Here is a 15,617-nt window from a genome sequence, read left to right on the forward strand (position 1 = left end):
CCTCGAGAACCCAAGCCTTGCAGGAAAGGAGCGAGCCGTGCGCGTAGCGATGATTGGCGGTGGCTATGTCGGTCTGGTCTCCGGGGCCTGCTTCGCCGAGTTCGGCGTCGAGGTCGCGGTGGTGGAGACCCATCCCGGGCGCCTGGAGAGCCTCCGCCAGGGCCGTATTCCGATCTACGAGCCCGGCCTCGACACTCTGGTCGCCGCCAACATCGCCGCCGGCCGGCTGTCGTTCGGCGACGACATCAGAGAGGCCGTCGCCGGCGCCGAGGCGGTGTTCATTGCGGTCGGCACGCCGCCGCGCAACGGCGACGGCCACGCCGACCTGACCTACGTATTCGCCGCCGCCGAGCAGGTGGCACAGGCGCTGTCCGGCTATGCGGTCATCGTCACCAAGTCGACGGTGCCGGTCGGCACCAGCCGCCGGATCGCCGAGATCGTGCGCCACGCCCGCCCGGACCTCGAGTTCGATGTCGCCTCCAACCCGGAATTCCTGCGCGAGGGCAGCGCGATCGCCGACTTCATGCGGCCCGACCGGGTGGTGATCGGCACCGACGTCACCCAGGACGGCGGCAGCGAGCGTGCCCAGGAGGTGATGCGCCGGCTGTACCGGCCGCTCTACCTGATCGAGGCGCCGATCCTGTTCACCAGCCTGGAGAGCTCCGAACTCATCAAGTATGCGGCCAACTCTTTCCTGGCGATGAAGATCTCGTTCATCAACGAGATGGCCGACCTGTGCGAGCGCGTCGGCGGCGACGTGCACGACGTGGCGCGCGGCATCGGCCTCGATGGCCGCATCGGGCGCAAGTTCCTGCATGCAGGACCCGGCTATGGCGGCTCGTGCTTCCCGAAGGACACGCTGGCGCTGATGCGCATCGCCCAGGAGGCCGGCGCCTCGTCCCGGCTGGTCGAGGCGACGGTGCAGGTCAACGACGCCCGCAAGGCAAGCATGGGGGCCCGCATCATGTCGGCCTGCGGCGGCAGCGTGCGCGGCAAGACCATCGCCGTGCTGGGCCTCACCTTCAAGCCCGAGACCGACGACATGCGCGACGCGCCGTCGATCCCGATCGTGCACCGGCTGGTCGAGAACGGCGCCGCGGTGCGTGTCTATGATCCGGTCGGCATGGAGGCGGCCCGCGCGTCGATGCCGGAGCGCGTCACCTACTGCGCCGATGCGCTGGACGCCGCGCGGGATGCCGACGCACTGATCCTGGTCACCGAGTGGAACGCGTTCCGGGCGATCGCGCCGGCGCGTCTGCGCGACCTGATGCGTGGCCGCATCGTGATCGACCTGCGCAACGTGTACGACCCCGCCGCGATGGCGGCGGCGGGCCTGGACTACAGCTCGATCGGCCGGCCATCACGCGGCCAGGCCAAGACCCTGGAGGCGCAGGTCGGCTGAGCGGAGCCTCGCCTACTCCGCCATCCAGCGATCCATCACGGTATCCACCGGGATCGCGATACCCCCGAGGGCGCGTATCTGCGCGGTGCAGACCACGCCGAGCGGTCCGGCGCCGACCAGGAAGAGCGCGCCCTCGAACGGCACCGACAGGGTTTCTAGCACTTGGTCCAGCCGGTCGAGCGCCTGCCCGCCGGCGCGCAGTGCGGTCGGGGTTTCAAGCCGGTCGAGTGGCGCCGGCAGCAGCCAGGTCCTGGTCTCGGCGATGCGGCAGAAGCGTGCCAGCCGATCCGCGAGATCGGGATGGCAGCCGACATGACCGAGGAAGGGAAGACCTTCCAGCAGCGGCCGGAGGAACGGCATGGCGTCGTGCAGCGCGAGCATGATGTCGGATGCGGCAAAGTGGCGGTCGGGCCGTTGCAGAACCACGCTCTGCAGCTCGGCGAGAAAGCCGAACGATTCCGGTTCCGCGTCAAGCAGCGCGGTGTCGGGGAGACCGACCACGTCCGCCTGCAGCAGGCCGGCCAGCAGGAGGCTGGCAAAGCGCTGGGCCGCGACCGGGCCGGCGCTCTCGATGGACGTTCCGAACCAGCCCAGCCAGACCGAGTTGGCAACCGCGGAGAGCTCGTCCGGGTCGAGCCGCAGGGCCGCCTGCCGGCTGGCATAGGTAGCAAGCCGGGCGTCTGCCGGTGACAGCAGGATCATGCCGAGCGGACGCCGGCGCGCCAGGCTGCGCTCCAGCAGCGTCGCGAGGCCCGCGGCATCGAGCCAGCGTGGCGAGCGGGAGAGCGTGGCACGCTGCGCCAGCATTGCGCGGCGGTCGTGATGCAGGGCGAGCCTGGCGTTGGCGAGATGGACGTAGGGCGCGAACGGCGGCGGCACTTCGCTGGCCAGGGCGCGCAACAGCGGCTCGCTGCCGAGCAGCTCGTGATGGCCGCCGGTCAGGCTGAGGGCGCTGGTGTAGTTCCAGAGCGCGCTGTCGCGATGCCCCAGGACGGGAGCCGCGATCCGCAGGTGCGGCAGGGCGGCTCGCAGGTCGCCGGCTGCGCTGAGCCTGGTGGCGATCCGGCTGTGCAATTCGGCATCGTCCGGCGTGGCGGCGAGGAGCGACTGCTCGGCGAGCGCCAGGCGTCCGGCCTGCTCCGGATCGGCGGCGGCGCCCGGACTGTCGGCGAGCTCGAGCATGAGCTGGCAGAGTGGCGCGATATCCGGCCAGAGGTCGAAGGCCCGTCCGCAGGCGATCATCGCCGCGCTGACCTCACCGTGCGCCGCCAGCAGGCGCGCCCGCTGGAACCAGGCGCCGGCATCCGCCGGGTCGGCTTCGAGCAGGGCATCGATCAAGGTCGACGCCTCGGAATGCGCCCCATGGGTGACGAGGGCTGCCGCATCGGCCAGACCAGCTCCGACCGGCCGGCGGGCCGCCGGCGAACGCTTACGCGGCATACCCTGCCCGGGCGCATGCGGCAGACAACTCTGCCGCTCCGCTAAACGGAGCAATCTCCTGCTGCATGCAGCATCCTCATCGAGCGGGCACCCCCGGCGCTGGGGTCGGTTATGATCCTACAACATGAGCGGGCAACCTGCAGAACCATGTTGTTGATGGAATGATGAGTAAGGAATGTGGCTCCACAGTTGATTTGCGGGCGATACCGGCATTCCTGGTGATTACTTGTGCGCAGGCACTCTGACGTCGCGCCATTCGTTACTTTAGTGATATGGTTCTCTCAGCCGCAGGTGTGGTCACTGGATCGACATGACCGACGTGTTTACGCCTCAGCCCGTCTCCGCCACAGGCGACGATCTCGTCCAGGGTATCACCGACTATGCAATCTATCGGCTCGACCCCGACGGGATCGTACTTACCTGGAACACGGGCGCTGAGCGGCTCAAGGGTTACGCCGCCAGCGAGATCATCGGCAACTCCTATGCACGCTTCTTCATGGACGAGGATGTCGCGCGTGGCTTGCCGGCGGCCGGCCTGGCAATCGCCGCCAGGCTTGGCCACCATGCCACCGAGGGGTGGCGCGTCCGCAAGGACGGCAGCCGGTTCTGGGCCAGCGTCGTGATCGACCGGCTGCAGGACGCCAGTGACCAGTGCTGCGGCTTTGCCAAGATCACCCGCGACATCACCGACAGCCGGATCTACCAGGAGGCGCTGCGGCAGAGCGAGCAGCGCTTCCGGCTGCTGGTCGACAGCGTCGTGCACTATGCGATCTTCACGCTCGATCCGGACGGCTGCGTCACCAGCTGGAACCTGGGTGCCGAGCGTGCCAAGGGCTACACCCGCGACGAGATCCTCGGCGAGCCCTATGCACGCTTCTTCACCGACGAGGACCGCGAGGCCGGCCAGCCGGAGCAGACGCTGGCGGCGGCGCGCCGGGACGGGCGGCACGAGGCCGAAGGCTGGCGGGTGCGCAAGGATGGCAGCCGCTTCCTCGCCAATATCGTCGTCGACCTGATGCACGACCGGGATGGCAGCTTCGTCGGCTATGCGACCATCAACCGCGACATCACCGAGAAGCACGCGCTGGAGACTGCGCGCGAGCAGCTCTACCAGTCGCAGAAGATGGAGTCCGTGGGCCAGCTGACCGGGGGCATCGCGCACGACTTCAACAACCTGCTGACCGCGGTGAGCGGCAGCCTGGCGCTGGTGATGGCGGCCAGCACCGATGCGCGGGTGCGGCGCCTGATCGAGGTGGCACAGCGTGCGGCCGATCGTGGCGGCAAGCTGACGCACCAGCTGCTGGCGTTTTCTCGGCGGCAGATCCTGCAGCCGCAGACTTCGAACCTCAACACGCTGATCATGGCGTTCGAGATCCTGTTCCGCCGTGCGGTCGGCGAGACCATCAACCTGCATTTCGCGCTCTGCCAGGAGCTTTGGCCGAGCGATATCGACCCCGCGCAGTTCCAGTCGGCGGTCCTGAACCTGGTGATGAACGCGCGCGACGCCATGCCGAAGGGCGGCGCGCTCGGCATCGAGACGCGCAACGTGGAGCTGAGCATGGCGGACGCGATCCGGGTGCGCGAGATCGCGCCGGGTCGCTACGTCTGCGTCACCGTGCATGATTCCGGTACCGGCATGACATCCGAGGTGCGCGAGCGCGCGGTCGAGCCGTTCTTCACCACCAAGGATGTCGGCGCGGGCTCTGGGCTGGGTCTGAGCCAGGCCTACGGGTTTGCCCGGCAGAGCGAAGGCCAGATCGAGATCGAGAGCACGCCCGGCACCGGCACCTCGGTCAGCCTCTACCTGCCGCATTCCAACACGATCTTTGTCGAGGAAGTTGAGATGGACGCACCACCGGTCGAGACCAGCAACGGCACCATCCTCGTCGTCGAGGACGATCCGGACGTCCTGGAGATCGCCGTCGCCGCGGTCGAGAGCTTCGGCTACAGGGCGCTGGCTGCACGCGATGGCGCCGAGGCGCTGTCGATCCTGCTGTCGGAGAAGCCGGTCGATCTGCTGTTCACCGATGTCGTCATGCCGAAGGGGCTGAGCGGCGTGGATCTCGCCCGCGACGCCCGCCTGCTGCAGCCGCGGATCCCGGTGCTGATGGCCTCGGGCTACCCGCGCGAGGCCATCCAGGAGCGCGAGGACAACAACGAGAACATGGCGTTCATCGCCAAGCCCTACACGCTGACGGCGCTGAACGAGAAGCTGGACGTGCTGACGCGGCAGGGGGCGGGGTGAGACCGCAGGCCGCGACGCCGGCGCCCTGTTCATGCGGCAACCTCTCCTGGCTCTGGCGGTTCTTGCCCTCCTGATCCCGAGGGCGTACGCCGCTCGGTCCCCGGGGACACTGGATGTGAGGGACTACGGCGCCGCCTGCGATGGCGTGGCGGACGACCATGCGGCGCTGGTCGCGGCGCAGGCGGCGGGGCAGAGGATGCGCGCCGCCGAGATCGTCATACCGGCCGGCTGCCGGCTCAACCTCGCTGGCAAGCTCGTCTACACGGTCGACACCAACTCCTGGCGCTTCGGGGCCGGCTCGCGGATCATCTCGGGCGGCATCCAGGGACTGCTCGATCAGACCGCGACCAACGAGGTGACCTACTCCAAAGCGACGTCCCTCGATGCAAACGAGAACAACGTCGCAGCCTATGGGCTCTACAACATCTCGAAAGGCCTAGCGTCCTACCAGAAGAACGGTTTCTACAGCCGGGTCACGTCGCTTGACCCGTCATCCTACAGGATCGGCACGCTGACTGACCTGATGAACTACGGCAAGGACTTGGTCGGATACGAGGCGCAGGTATCGGCCGGCCCCGGGAACATGGTGGCCAGGCTCTATGGCTACCACACCCAGGTGACCTTCCCCGCCGGATCGGATGGCAACTCGTGGGCTGCGGAACTCGAGACCTCGAACGCCGGCGCCTATACCGCCCAGCAGGGCAAGGCCGGATCGAAGGGCGCCCTGCACCTGACCGATGTCGGCCCGAACGACATGACGGTCGGACTCGACATCGACGCGTCTCCCGCACGCTTCGAAAATGATATCACCGCCTGGCAGCGCGGCACGCGATCCGACGGATGGTTCCTCTATTATGGCACCACACCGACCGCCGACATGGCGCTCGACCCTGTGTTTGGAGTTGCCCACGACGGTCACATCGTCGCTCCAAGCGCAACCGTTCCCCGCTTCAACGGAGCCACCCATTTTGACGGACCCATGACACTTGAAAAGACTGCCGTCTTTGCTGATACGCGACAGATTGGAAACCAGAAATTCACCGCTGGGCACTATCAGTATCTGTCCAGCCAAACCGGCGTCGTAGCACGTGGCCATGACGCTCGCACCGCGACCGTTCTAGAAAATCAGGTAAATGTAATCACCATTTGTCCCGCGGGCACTGGGGTTCTACTCCCGAGGGCACCCACGGCTGAAGCGTCCGTGCGGATCGTTGTTCTGAACAGATCTGGCGTTACCTGCCTGATCTACTCCACATTCGGCTCGCAAATTGAGAACGCCTCCTCTGGAGGCAGCATCGTTCTCGCATCCGGCAAAGACGTAAGCTTTACAAGCGCCGGGACGACACGCTGGTATCAGTAGTGCCAGACTTCTACAAATCTACTATCGTTATGGAGTAAACGGCTTGAGGCGTTGCGACAGGACCGCGCGCATGATGAAGAGCCATTGATCAAACGCAATGTCCCAGCGATCCGGCCGTCCGCCAAAATGGTCCAGCCGAGCTAGCCACGTGTGCTCGTTTAGACGCTCTACCTCTGCGGCGTCGCCCTGACGCAAATGCTGATGGACGACAACCAGATCCGCTGGACCGTGGCGTCGAAGCGCACGCCCTAGATCGACAATCACTACCGGGTCAGCATTATCTAGGTCCTTATATGCAAAGACCTTGAGGCCGTCATCAAGAGTCTCACGGAAGAAACGCAGGTAGAGAGTAGTCTGCTCAAGCTGCCTCTTCAGCAACTCCTCGACGTTCGCTCCGGAATCGACGCGCACATGCGCATGGCGACTGAGGCCGTAGCGGCGCTCCTCAAGATAATACAGTCCAGAAATGGAGACGATGCTGTTGTACTGCTCATCACCCAGCCCGGAAAAGTTGTTATCGAGAGCTTCAATCAGGCGGACGATGTGGGTTCCACCCCACCGGAATAGCCCCAAAGGCTCAGCACCAAATCGACGTTGAAGCAAGCCCACTTCACAATCGTGCCCAAGGCTTTCGAACATCGAGACGACCTCTCGATCTGATTTTTCTAGATCAGCGGGCATCACTTGGCACGCCTTCACGAGCGACCCGATTACTGTCCGGGTGCAAAAGCGTCTTTCCGACATGAGAAAGGATGTCGACCAAAGGCTGGATGTTAAACTCTTCTCGCCGTAATATTGTATCTCGGTAGTCAAGCCCCGCAATAAACTCCAGCGATCTTTGGAATAGCGCGCTGCTCGATCTAGCCTCTTGCCATAAGACCGCTTGGCCGTGGTTCTCGAGGACCGTCGCATAAGAGAATAGCGGCAAAAAGCTCGCAATGAAGAAAGGGAGCTTAAAGACGTCACCCATCCAGCTACTCGAGGATTGCCAATGCGCACCGGCATTTGCCGCGGAGGATCGGAGACGCGTAACCTGATCGAGGTCCGGCAATGACGCATCATACGAGTCGGGAAGAACGTCATCGATGACGATCACACCCTGGGGTTTCAGAAACGCAATCGCATTAAAAAGATCGCGCAGCGTCTGTTCGCAGGTGTGAAGCCCGTCGAGGTAGATGACGTCGTAGGTTTCCTGCCGCTTTGCCACTTCGGTGAAGAACCTGTCGCTGGTCATCTCGTAAAAGGTAACCTTGTGTTCGATGGCAAAGGCGTTCACGTCGAACAAGAACTTTGGGTCGACAGCCACCTTTCGCTCGGCCCGGACGCTGTTGAACGTTTGACCCTGGTTGACGCCGATCTCCAGATAGGAAGGCTCGGGAAAGAGATTGAGAAAGGCGGTGATCACGTCGGGTCGCGCGGCCATGATTGTTTCCTCTGTAAGACGAAGGCTGCGAATTGCCCTGCCCGGGCGCCGACGCCGCGCTCGTCGTCTCGTGTCGTGCAGGCGGGGTTGGAGCGGGCAGTCCCGGATATGCCATTACGATCCTGGCCGCCGGCAATGGTTACACTTGTATTCGATCGATCTCGTCGAAAAGGCTGACTAGGTCTGCGTCGGTCGCCGTGAAAGCCTGCAGACCCTGGTTAGCCTCGCGAACAGCCTGCAGCCGTTCCAGGTAGATGAAGCGTTGATCGAAGGCGCCGCTGACGTGAGCCTGCACCCAGTTGAAGCCTACGGAGGCCACGACCGTGCCCAGCTCTGAGAAAACCGACCCGTGCAGACCGGAGCCTGCTTCTCCGACAATGCAGCTTGCGGAACGATACAACGCTGCCTGTTGGGCAAACCCAAGCTCCTCCGGCCGCACGATATCGAAGCCGCGGGACTGCGCGATCCGCTCGAACGTCTCGCGGGCGGCAAACACTCTTCCGTCGCTAAAGGATGCGCGCGACAGGCAGATCCTGCGCTTCCGCGTAATCTGGATGGTGTCTGCAAGACCGCCATAGAAGTCGCGCACGATGCTGTGCATCGAGTAGCTCCCATTATGGCCGAAGCTCGGCAGACAGAGCCGCCGGCACAGAATCGCATCGTCCTGCTCCGAGTAGAAGCGAAGGCGGTCGGGGCCAACCCCGCAATACGCCTCCAGCATTCGCGGCACCCAGGGGGGAGTGTCGGACGGCAGCAGAATTGGAAGTTCCAGCAAGACCGGACCGAGCAGCTGCTGCGCGATCATCAGCCGCGGCAGGAAATCGAGTATCCAATGTCCGTACGTCGGATTCCCGGCCCCGGTGATCATCAAGAGAGGCTCGTCGACTGTCACCCGATGGCCCCGCGGGTGATCGAGTGGATTGCCGGGATAATTCTCGTTGAGCCGATTCATCGCGACGTCGGAAGTGTGGGTCCGCTCGCGGACGAACCGCTCCCCGGAGAACAGGTAGCCTGAACCGCTGATCTCGATGTCCCGCAGGAAGTAGCAGCCGATGGGCGGGATCGCGACCGCTGGAATACCCCCGGACCACTCCCACTGCGCGTCCGGCTGGTTTTCCAGTTTCAGCCACCGGTCGGTCGCCCGGGCCTCGGAAGCCGCATCCAACACGGCAAAGCCCCGCCAATCGCGCAGGCAGTCGAGCAGCGGGCAAGCAGGGGCGAGTTCCGTGACGTCGACGGTCTCGACATGCCTCATGCAATGATCTCTGGGACAAACCGGAACCAATGAGAAAGACCGATTACCCGACCGGGATGGGCTGCCATGTTATCAGCGAGGCCGAGAGAAAGTCATAGGTCACGTCCCCCGAGTATGCGGGAGACTACCACTCATAGAGGCCGGCAATTCACCATTTTCTCCAAGTGGTGGAAGATGCCGGTTAAGCAACTATCCCGCGATAATCTTGCTGGATCGATGCTGATATTCATTCATCCAGACACTTCTAGGCACGGGATCTGCGCCAATCACCACTTGGGCGGTCGATCACCCCCCATGCACATGGTCCAGATCCGCAAACCGCGTGAACTCGCCCTCGAAGAAAAGATCGATCTTGCCCGTGGGCCCATGCCGCTGCTTTTCCAGCAGCAGCTCGGCCTTGTTGTGCACCTGCTCCATGTCGCGCTGCCATTTGTCGAGCGCGGTCTGGTACTTGTCCTCGCTGTCATACGCCATCTGCTTCGGCGCGCGCTGCTGCAGGTAGTACTCGTCACGATACACGAACATCACCGCATCCGCATCCTGCTCGATCGATCCGCTTTCGCGCAGGTCCGAGAGCTGCGGCCGCTTGTCCTCGCGGCTTTCCACCGATCGGCTCAACTGGCTCAGCGCCAGCACCGGCACCTCCAGCTCCTTGGCGATCGCCTTCAGCCCCTGGGTGATCTGGCTGATCTCCAGCACCCGGCTTTCCGGCTTCGTGCCCACCGAAGGCCGCATCAGCTGCAGGTAGTCCACCACCACCAGGCTCAGCCCCTTGGTGCGCGCCAGCCGCCGGCAGCGCGTGCGCAGCGCGGACAGCGTGATCGCCGGGGTGTCGTCGATATGCAGCGGCAGGCTCTGCAGTTCGCGCGATACCTGGATGAAGCGGTCGAACTCCTTCTGCCCGATCTCGCCGCGCCGGATGCGCTCGCTCGAAACCCGGCTCTCCTCGGACAGCAGCCGCGTCGCCAGCTGCTCGGCACTCATCTCGAGCGAGAAGATCGCCACCGATCCCTTCGGCTGCACCTGGCCACTCTTGCCACCGCCATGCAGCGCCTCCCACTCGCGCGCCTCGCGCATCAGCGCCCGCGCGGCGCCGAAGGCGATCTTGGTGGCGAGAGCCGTCTTGCCCATCGCCGGCCGCCCGGCCAGGATCAGCAGGTCGGACGGATGCAGCCCGCCGGTCTTCTTGTCGAGATCGCGCAGCCCGGTGGTCAGGCCCGCCACGTCGCCCTGGCGATGGAACGCCTTCTCGGCAATGCTGATCGCATCGGTCAGCGCACGCTCGAAGGTGACAAGGCCGCCTTCCTGGCCCTTCTCGGTGGCGAGCCGGAACAGCGTCTCCTCGGCCGCCTCGATCTGCTTGCTGCCGTCCAGCTCCGGCGTCTGCCCGAAGGCGTTGTTGACCACGTTCTCGCCGATGTCGATCAGCTGCCGGCGCAGCCAGGCATCGTGGATCGCCCGGCCGTACTCGCCGGCATTGATGATGCCGACCATCGCGGTCAGCAGCTGCCCGAGATAGGCAACGCCGCCGACCTCGTCGAGCACTCCGGAATGCTCGAACTCGGCCCGGAGCGTGATCGCATCCGCAAGCTGCCCGGCCTCGACGCGCCGGGTGATGGCCTGGAAGATCCGGCCATGCAGAGGGTCGGCGAAGTGGTCCGGCGACAGGAACTCGCTGACCCGGTCGTACGCCTTGTTGTTGGCCAGCAGCGCGCCGAGCAGCGCCTGCTCCGCCTGCAGGTTGGACGGCGGCAGCCGCTGCGACAGGCCGAACAGGCTCTCGCGCTTCGTCGATTCGATCTGGTTCACGCGCTGACCCTAGCCCCTTGTCAACAGTAAGGCACGGGCTCTGCCCGCGGCCCGCTGGGGCCGCAGGCCCCCAGACCCCAATCAGGATTGCAAAGGCTCGCCTTTGCTGGGGTCGAGGGGCGACGCCCCCCGCCTTGCCTTGATGCTTACTGCCTGCGGGGCTCGGCACGGCCTGTGGATAACGGGGACGGCACTGTATATCGGGGACAACTACCCGCCGGCGCGTATCCGGGCCAGCGTCGCGGTGGTGGACTGCTCCGCGACCAGCCCCGCCAGCACTACCCGTCCGCCTGCGGCCTGCACGAAGTCGGCGCCGACCACGGTGGCGAGCGTGTAGTCCCCACCCTTCACCAGCACGTCGGGCGACAGCGCCTCGATCAGCACGAGCGGCGTGTCGTCGTCGAAGCTCACCACGCAATCGACGTGGCGGATCGCCGCCATCACCTGGGCGCGCGCGGCAAGCCGGTTGACCGGCCGCGCCGGGCCCTTCAGGCGGCCGACGGAGGCGTCGTCGTTCAGCGCCACCACCAGCCGGTCGCACTCGGCGCGCGCGGTGGCGAGCAGGGCGACGTGGCCGGGATGGATGATGTCGAAGCAGCCGTTGGTGAAGCCGACCCGCAGGCCCTGCGCCTTCCAGCGCGCCACCAGCGCACGGGCGTGCGCGAGCGTCGACAGCGCCGGCACCGCGCCATGCTCGCCGAACGCCTCGTCGAGCAGCAGCAGCTCCTGCATGACCTCGGCAATGTCGGCGGTTGCGGTGCCGAGCTTGCCCACCACCACGCCGGCGGCGGCATTGGCGATCCGCATCGCCTGCGCCAGCGTCTGCCCGGCGCCGCGGGCCAGCGCCATGGCGGCGATCACGGTGTCGCCGGCGCCCGATACGTCGAACACCTCGCGCGCCCGCGCCGGCACCGACAGCGCAACACCATCCCGCTCCACCAGCATCATGCCCTTGTCCGAGCGGGTCGCCAGGATCGCGCCGGCTTCGGCCTGCCGCATCACCTTGCGCGCGGCGGCCTCCACCTGCGCCTCGTCGTCGATCGGCAGGCCGGCCGCCGCGGCCAGCTCGCGTGCGTTCGGGGTGATGCAGTCGGCGCCGCGATAGCGCGAGAAATCGTTGGTTTTCGGGTCCACGAACACCGGGATACGCCGGCGGTGGGCGCCTGCGATCGCATGCGCGACCAGATCCTCCGAACAGACCCCCTTGCCGTAGTCGGACAGCAGCAGCACCTGCGCCTCGCCGATATGGCGGTCGATGGCGGCTTTCAACGCCTCCGCCTCGTCGGGCTGCAGGGCCAGGCGGCTCTCCTCGTCGGCGCGCACCACCTGCTGGTGCGAGGCGATGTAGCGTGTCTTGCAGATGGTCGGACGCGCCCCGCTCTCGACCAGCGCGTCCAGCACGCCGCCCTGCGCCGCCAGGATCCGGCGCAGCCCGGCGCCCACGGGATCGCACCCGACCAGCCCGACCACCACGGCACGGCCTCCGAGCGAGAGAATGTTGCTGGCGACGTTGCCGACGCCGCCGGCCATCTCGCGGGTGCGGGTCAGGCGCAGCACCGGCACCGGCGCCTCCGGCGAGATCCGCTCCATCTCGCCGTAGACGTAGCGGTCGAGCATGACGTCGCCGACGCACAGCACCCGGATGGCGGAGAAGTCCATCATGCCCCGAAGCTGTCCACCATTGCGGCGAGACCCGGCTGGCGCGCGGTACGCAGCCGGGCCGCCTGCAGCACGGCGCGCGCGTTGCGGATCGAACGATCCAGCTCGGCATTGACGATCACATGGTCGAACTCCCGCCAGTGCGAGATCTCGTCGCGCGCCGAGCGCATGCGGCGGGCGATCTCGGCCGGATCGTCGGCCGCCCTCGAGCGCAGCCGCTGTTCCAGCACGCCGAGGGAGGGAGGCAGCACGAACAGGCTGACCACGTCGTCCGGCAAGGCGGCGCGGAGCTGCCGGTGGCCCTGCCAGTCGATGTCGAACACCATGTCGCGTCCGGACGCCAGGGCATCCTCGACCGGCCCGCGCGGGGTGCCGTAGCCGCGCCCGAACACCATCGCCCATTCGAGCAGCGCGCCGGATCCAGCCATCGCCTCGAACTCGGTCATGCTGCGGTAGTGGTAGTGCACGCCCTCGACCTCGCCGGGCCGCGGCGCCCGTGTGGTGACGCTCACCGAGTGCGACAGCTCCGGCTCCGAAGCCCGTAGCGCGTTGGCGATGGTGCTCTTGCCGGCCCCGGAGGGCGCCGAGATCACCAGGCAGACACCACGCCGCTGAACAGCCATCCCTGCCATGACCTGGTCCTCGCCGCCACGCTGCGGCTTCTATCAGCATGGCGGGATGGTGCGAAGCCTCGGCTGGCCCGCATGCGGGCTAGGTCTTGATCAGCATGACCTGGGAACTCGGCAGCTCGATCACCCGCTCCGGACGGTCCGCGAGGTACTCCTGGAACGCCTCCCGCACGCCGTCGAGGTAGGAATAGTCGTGGCTGAGGATGACGCCGCCGGGCAGCATGCGGGGGTAGAAGAACTCCAGGCAGGCCCGGGTGCCCTCCTTCAGGTCGACGTCGAGATGCACGAAGGAGAAGCGCTCACCGCTGCACGAAACGTTCGCGCCGGTGAACAACCCCTTGTGGAACACGATGTTGGGCTGGTCCGAGAGGTAGCTCCGTACCGCCTCCAGGGAGGCCGCGTAGTGCCCCTTGCGCATTGCCCGGCGCTCGTCGCGGTCGGGTTCCGGCAGGCCCGCGAAGGTGTCGAACAGATGCAGCTGTTCCGGCCGGCCAGCGACGCTGATCAGCTTGGCCGAGCAGCCCTGGAACACGCCCACCTCGGCCATCACGCCGCCGACCGCGCGCTGGGCGGCGGCCAGCGAGGTGATCATGAAGGCCTCGTTGCCGCTGAGCAGCGACTCCCGCTCGCTGCGGACCCGCCGGATGATGTCGAGGCGGCTGCGCTGCTTGTGGCCACCCATGATGACGAGCTCGACCCGGCTGAGCGTCCCGACGGTGACGCGCCGGAGCAGCCGGGAGCGCGCGAACAGCCGGTGCATCGTCGCCTGCGGCACCAGTCCTGCCAGCTTGCGAGGCGGCCGTGGGGCCGAGGCCTGATTGCCGTGACCGGGCTGGGTCGGGATGGCAGACGCCATGCCGTCGGGCGCGCGGGTCGCCGCGGGCCGGTTCGAGGGTTTGCGAAAGATGGGAAGCACTCCAGGCTGCGGTGATCGGCGCGCACGCGATCCAACGCAGCGGTCCGGACCGGTTCTGCTCCTGATCGGGTCGGAGGGCAGAGCCCGGTTTTAGAAGTCCGGCGCCCGGCGTCCAGCAAATAAGAATTCACATTCCGCGGCTGCGCGCTGCGCGGGCGGATCCTCTGCCTTGGATCAGTCCAGCACCTTCAGCGCCTGGGCCAGGTCGGCCACCAGATCCTCGGCATTCTCGATCCCGACGCTGAGCCGGATCAGCCCGTCCACCACACCGGCGCGGGCGCGCAATTCCGCCGGGACGCCCGAATGGGTGGTCGAAGCCGGGTGGCAGACCAGAGATTCGGTGCCGCCGAGGCTGACCGCCAGCTTGAAGATGCGGAGCGCGTTCAGCACCGCGAACGCCTCTGCCTGGCCACCCTTGATCACGATGCTGAAGGTCGAGCCGGCGCCGGTCGCCTGCCGGGCGTGCACCGCAGCGGCAGGATCGTCGTCCTTCAGCCGGTTCAGGGCGTGCAGCCGCTCCACATGCGGGTGCGCGCCGAGGAACCCGAGCACGATCTCGGCATTTCGGGCTGCCTCGCGCATGCGCAGGCCAAGCGTCTCCAGGGAACGGCCGATCAGCCAGCAGGTGTTGGGGTCGAGCTGGGTGCCGATGGCGCCGCGCAGCAGCCGGATCGGCCGCAGCAGCGCCGCCGCGCCGAGCGCCGCGCCGCCGATCAGGTCGCTATGGCCGCCGATATACTTGGTGAGCGAGTACAGCACGATGTCGACGCCGTGCAGCAGCGGCGCCTGGAACACCGGCCCGAGCAGGGTGTTGTCGCAGACGATCAGCGGGGCGTGGTCCTGGCGCGCGGCGATGAGGTCCCGCACCTTCGCCACCAGGGTGAAATCGACCAGCGTGTTCAGCGGGTTGGACGGCGTCTCCAGCATGATGATGGACACCCGCCCACGGGCGCAGGCGCGCTCCGCGGCGGCCTCGATGGTGTCCTCGTGCAGCCCGTCGGTGAAGCCCTCGGCGCCGATGCCCCAGCCAGCGAAGGTGCGCATCAGCAGCGTCTCGGTGCCGCCGTAGAGCGGCTGGCTGTGCAGGATGACGTCGCCGGGCTTGACGTAGGCGAGCAGGGTGGTGGCGATCGCCGACATGCCGGCGCTGAACAGCAGCGCCTGCTCGGCGCCCTCGAACACCGCGAGGCGTTCCTCGACGATCTCGGTGTTGGGATGGTTGAAGCGCGAATAGACCAGTCCGGCGCCCCCCTGCGGCACCGGCTTGCGGCCGGCCACCACGTCGAAGAAGTCGCGGCCCTCCTCGGCGGAGCGGAACACGAAGGTCGAGGTCATGAAGATCGGCGGCTTCACCGAGCCCTCGGACAGCGCCGGATCGTAGGCGTAGCCGAGCATCAGGGTCTCGGGATGCAGCACGTGGTCGCCCAGGGTGCGGTGGCGGCTGCGGTCTTCGGCCATGAGGATCCCCTGATTGTTATG

Annotated in this window: 12 protein-coding genes; 3 read left to right on the plus strand and 9 right to left on the minus strand. The window is 66.5% G+C overall.

The window, feature by feature from the left end; all coding sequences use genetic code 11:
• Positions 1-49: 49 nt before the first annotated feature.
• Positions 50-1,402 carry a UDP-glucose dehydrogenase family protein gene (locus FE263_RS03335; protein WP_138324919.1) on the plus strand — a complete coding sequence of 451 codons (1,353 nt, stop codon included), beginning with the start codon at positions 50-52 and terminating at the stop codon, positions 1,400-1,402.
• A 12-nt stretch (positions 1,403-1,414) separates the two neighbouring features.
• On the opposite strand, the gene FE263_RS03340 is transcribed toward FE263_RS03335, so the two are convergent.
• Positions 1,415-2,842, minus strand: a complete 1,428-nt coding sequence (locus tag FE263_RS03340; RefSeq protein ID WP_138324497.1) for a hypothetical protein — start codon at positions 2,840-2,842, stop codon at positions 1,415-1,417.
• A 310-nt stretch (positions 2,843-3,152) separates the two neighbouring features.
• Here FE263_RS03340 and FE263_RS03345 point away from each other — a divergent pair, with 310 nt between their 5' ends.
• The gene (locus FE263_RS03345) at positions 3,153-5,087 is read left to right on the plus strand and encodes a hybrid sensor histidine kinase/response regulator (RefSeq protein ID WP_138324498.1); all 1,935 of its coding nucleotides are present in this window, start codon (positions 3,153-3,155) and stop codon (positions 5,085-5,087) included.
• Between the two features lie 115 nt (positions 5,088-5,202).
• A complete protein-coding gene (locus FE263_RS03350; protein WP_138324499.1) occupies positions 5,203-6,447 on the plus strand; it encodes a hypothetical protein in 1,245 nt (414 codons plus the stop codon).
• Between the two features lie 27 nt (positions 6,448-6,474).
• Here FE263_RS03350 and FE263_RS03355 read toward each other — a convergent pair whose 3' ends face one another.
• From FE263_RS03355 to FE263_RS03390, 8 genes are all read right to left on the minus strand, one after another.
• Positions 6,475-7,086 carry a hypothetical protein gene (locus FE263_RS03355; protein ID WP_138324500.1) on the minus strand — a complete coding sequence of 204 codons (612 nt, stop codon included), beginning with the start codon at positions 7,084-7,086 and terminating at the stop codon, positions 6,475-6,477.
• Between the two features lie 31 nt (positions 7,087-7,117).
• A complete protein-coding gene (locus FE263_RS03360) occupies positions 7,118-7,870 on the minus strand; it encodes a class I SAM-dependent methyltransferase (RefSeq protein WP_138324501.1) in 753 nt (250 codons plus the stop codon).
• Positions 7,871-8,009: 139 nt separating this feature from the next.
• On the minus strand, positions 8,010-9,125 hold the full coding sequence (locus FE263_RS03365) for a glycosyltransferase family 61 protein (RefSeq protein WP_138324502.1): 1,116 nt from the start codon (positions 9,123-9,125) through the stop codon (positions 8,010-8,012).
• Positions 9,126-9,410: 285 nt separating this feature from the next.
• Positions 9,411-10,934, minus strand: coding sequence for a replicative DNA helicase (locus FE263_RS03370; RefSeq protein WP_138324503.1), 1,524 nt, complete (start codon positions 10,932-10,934; stop codon positions 9,411-9,413).
• Between the two features lie 210 nt (positions 10,935-11,144).
• Positions 11,145-12,593 carry a D-glycero-beta-D-manno-heptose-7-phosphate kinase gene (gene rfaE1 / locus FE263_RS03375; RefSeq protein WP_138324920.1) on the minus strand — a complete coding sequence of 483 codons (1,449 nt, stop codon included), beginning with the start codon at positions 12,591-12,593 and terminating at the stop codon, positions 11,145-11,147.
• Positions 12,593-13,225 (minus strand): guanylate kinase, encoded by a 633-nt coding sequence (gene gmk, locus FE263_RS03380; protein WP_138324504.1) that lies wholly within the window; start codon positions 13,223-13,225, stop codon positions 12,593-12,595. The genes rfaE1 and gmk overlap by 1 nt, the downstream gene beginning before the upstream one ends.
• A gap of 79 nt (positions 13,226-13,304) precedes the next feature.
• Positions 13,305-14,138 (minus strand): TylF/MycF/NovP-related O-methyltransferase, encoded by an 834-nt coding sequence (locus FE263_RS03385; RefSeq protein ID WP_138324505.1) that lies wholly within the window; start codon positions 14,136-14,138, stop codon positions 13,305-13,307.
• 174 nt (positions 14,139-14,312) lie between these two features.
• Positions 14,313-15,596 (minus strand): cystathionine gamma-synthase family protein, encoded by a 1,284-nt coding sequence (locus tag FE263_RS03390; protein WP_138324506.1) that lies wholly within the window; start codon positions 15,594-15,596, stop codon positions 14,313-14,315.
• Between the last annotated feature and the right edge of the window lie 21 nt (positions 15,597-15,617).

Origin of the sequence: Lichenicoccus roseus, from assembly GCF_005844085.1 — a bacterium.
GTDB lineage: Bacteria > Pseudomonadota > Alphaproteobacteria > Acetobacterales > Acetobacteraceae > Lichenicoccus > Lichenicoccus roseus.

Excerpts from the sequence above, each read along its gene's own strand:
- FE263_RS03335 (WP_138324919.1), top strand. The coding sequence starts at position 50 with ATGATTGGCGGTGGCTATGTCGGTCTGGTCTCCGGGGCCTGCTTCGCC.
- FE263_RS03340 (WP_138324497.1), bottom strand. The coding sequence starts at position 2,842 with ATGCCGCGTAAGCGTTCGCCGGCGGCCCGCCGGCCGGTCGGAGCTGGT.
- FE263_RS03345 (WP_138324498.1), top strand. The coding sequence starts at position 3,153 with ATGACCGACGTGTTTACGCCTCAGCCCGTCTCCGCCACAGGCGACGAT.
- FE263_RS03355 (WP_138324500.1), bottom strand. The coding sequence starts at position 7,086 with ATGTTCGAAAGCCTTGGGCACGATTGTGAAGTGGGCTTGCTTCAACGT.
- FE263_RS03360 (WP_138324501.1), bottom strand. The coding sequence starts at position 7,870 with ATGGCCGCGCGACCCGACGTGATCACCGCCTTTCTCAATCTCTTTCCC.
- FE263_RS03365 (WP_138324502.1), bottom strand. The coding sequence starts at position 9,125 with ATGAGGCATGTCGAGACCGTCGACGTCACGGAACTCGCCCCTGCTTGC.
- rfaE1 (WP_138324920.1), bottom strand. The coding sequence starts at position 12,593 with ATGGACTTCTCCGCCATCCGGGTGCTGTGCGTCGGCGACGTCATGCTC.
- gmk (WP_138324504.1), bottom strand. The coding sequence starts at position 13,225 with ATGGCAGGGATGGCTGTTCAGCGGCGTGGTGTCTGCCTGGTGATCTCG.
- FE263_RS03390 (WP_138324506.1), bottom strand. The coding sequence starts at position 15,596 with ATGGCCGAAGACCGCAGCCGCCACCGCACCCTGGGCGACCACGTGCTG.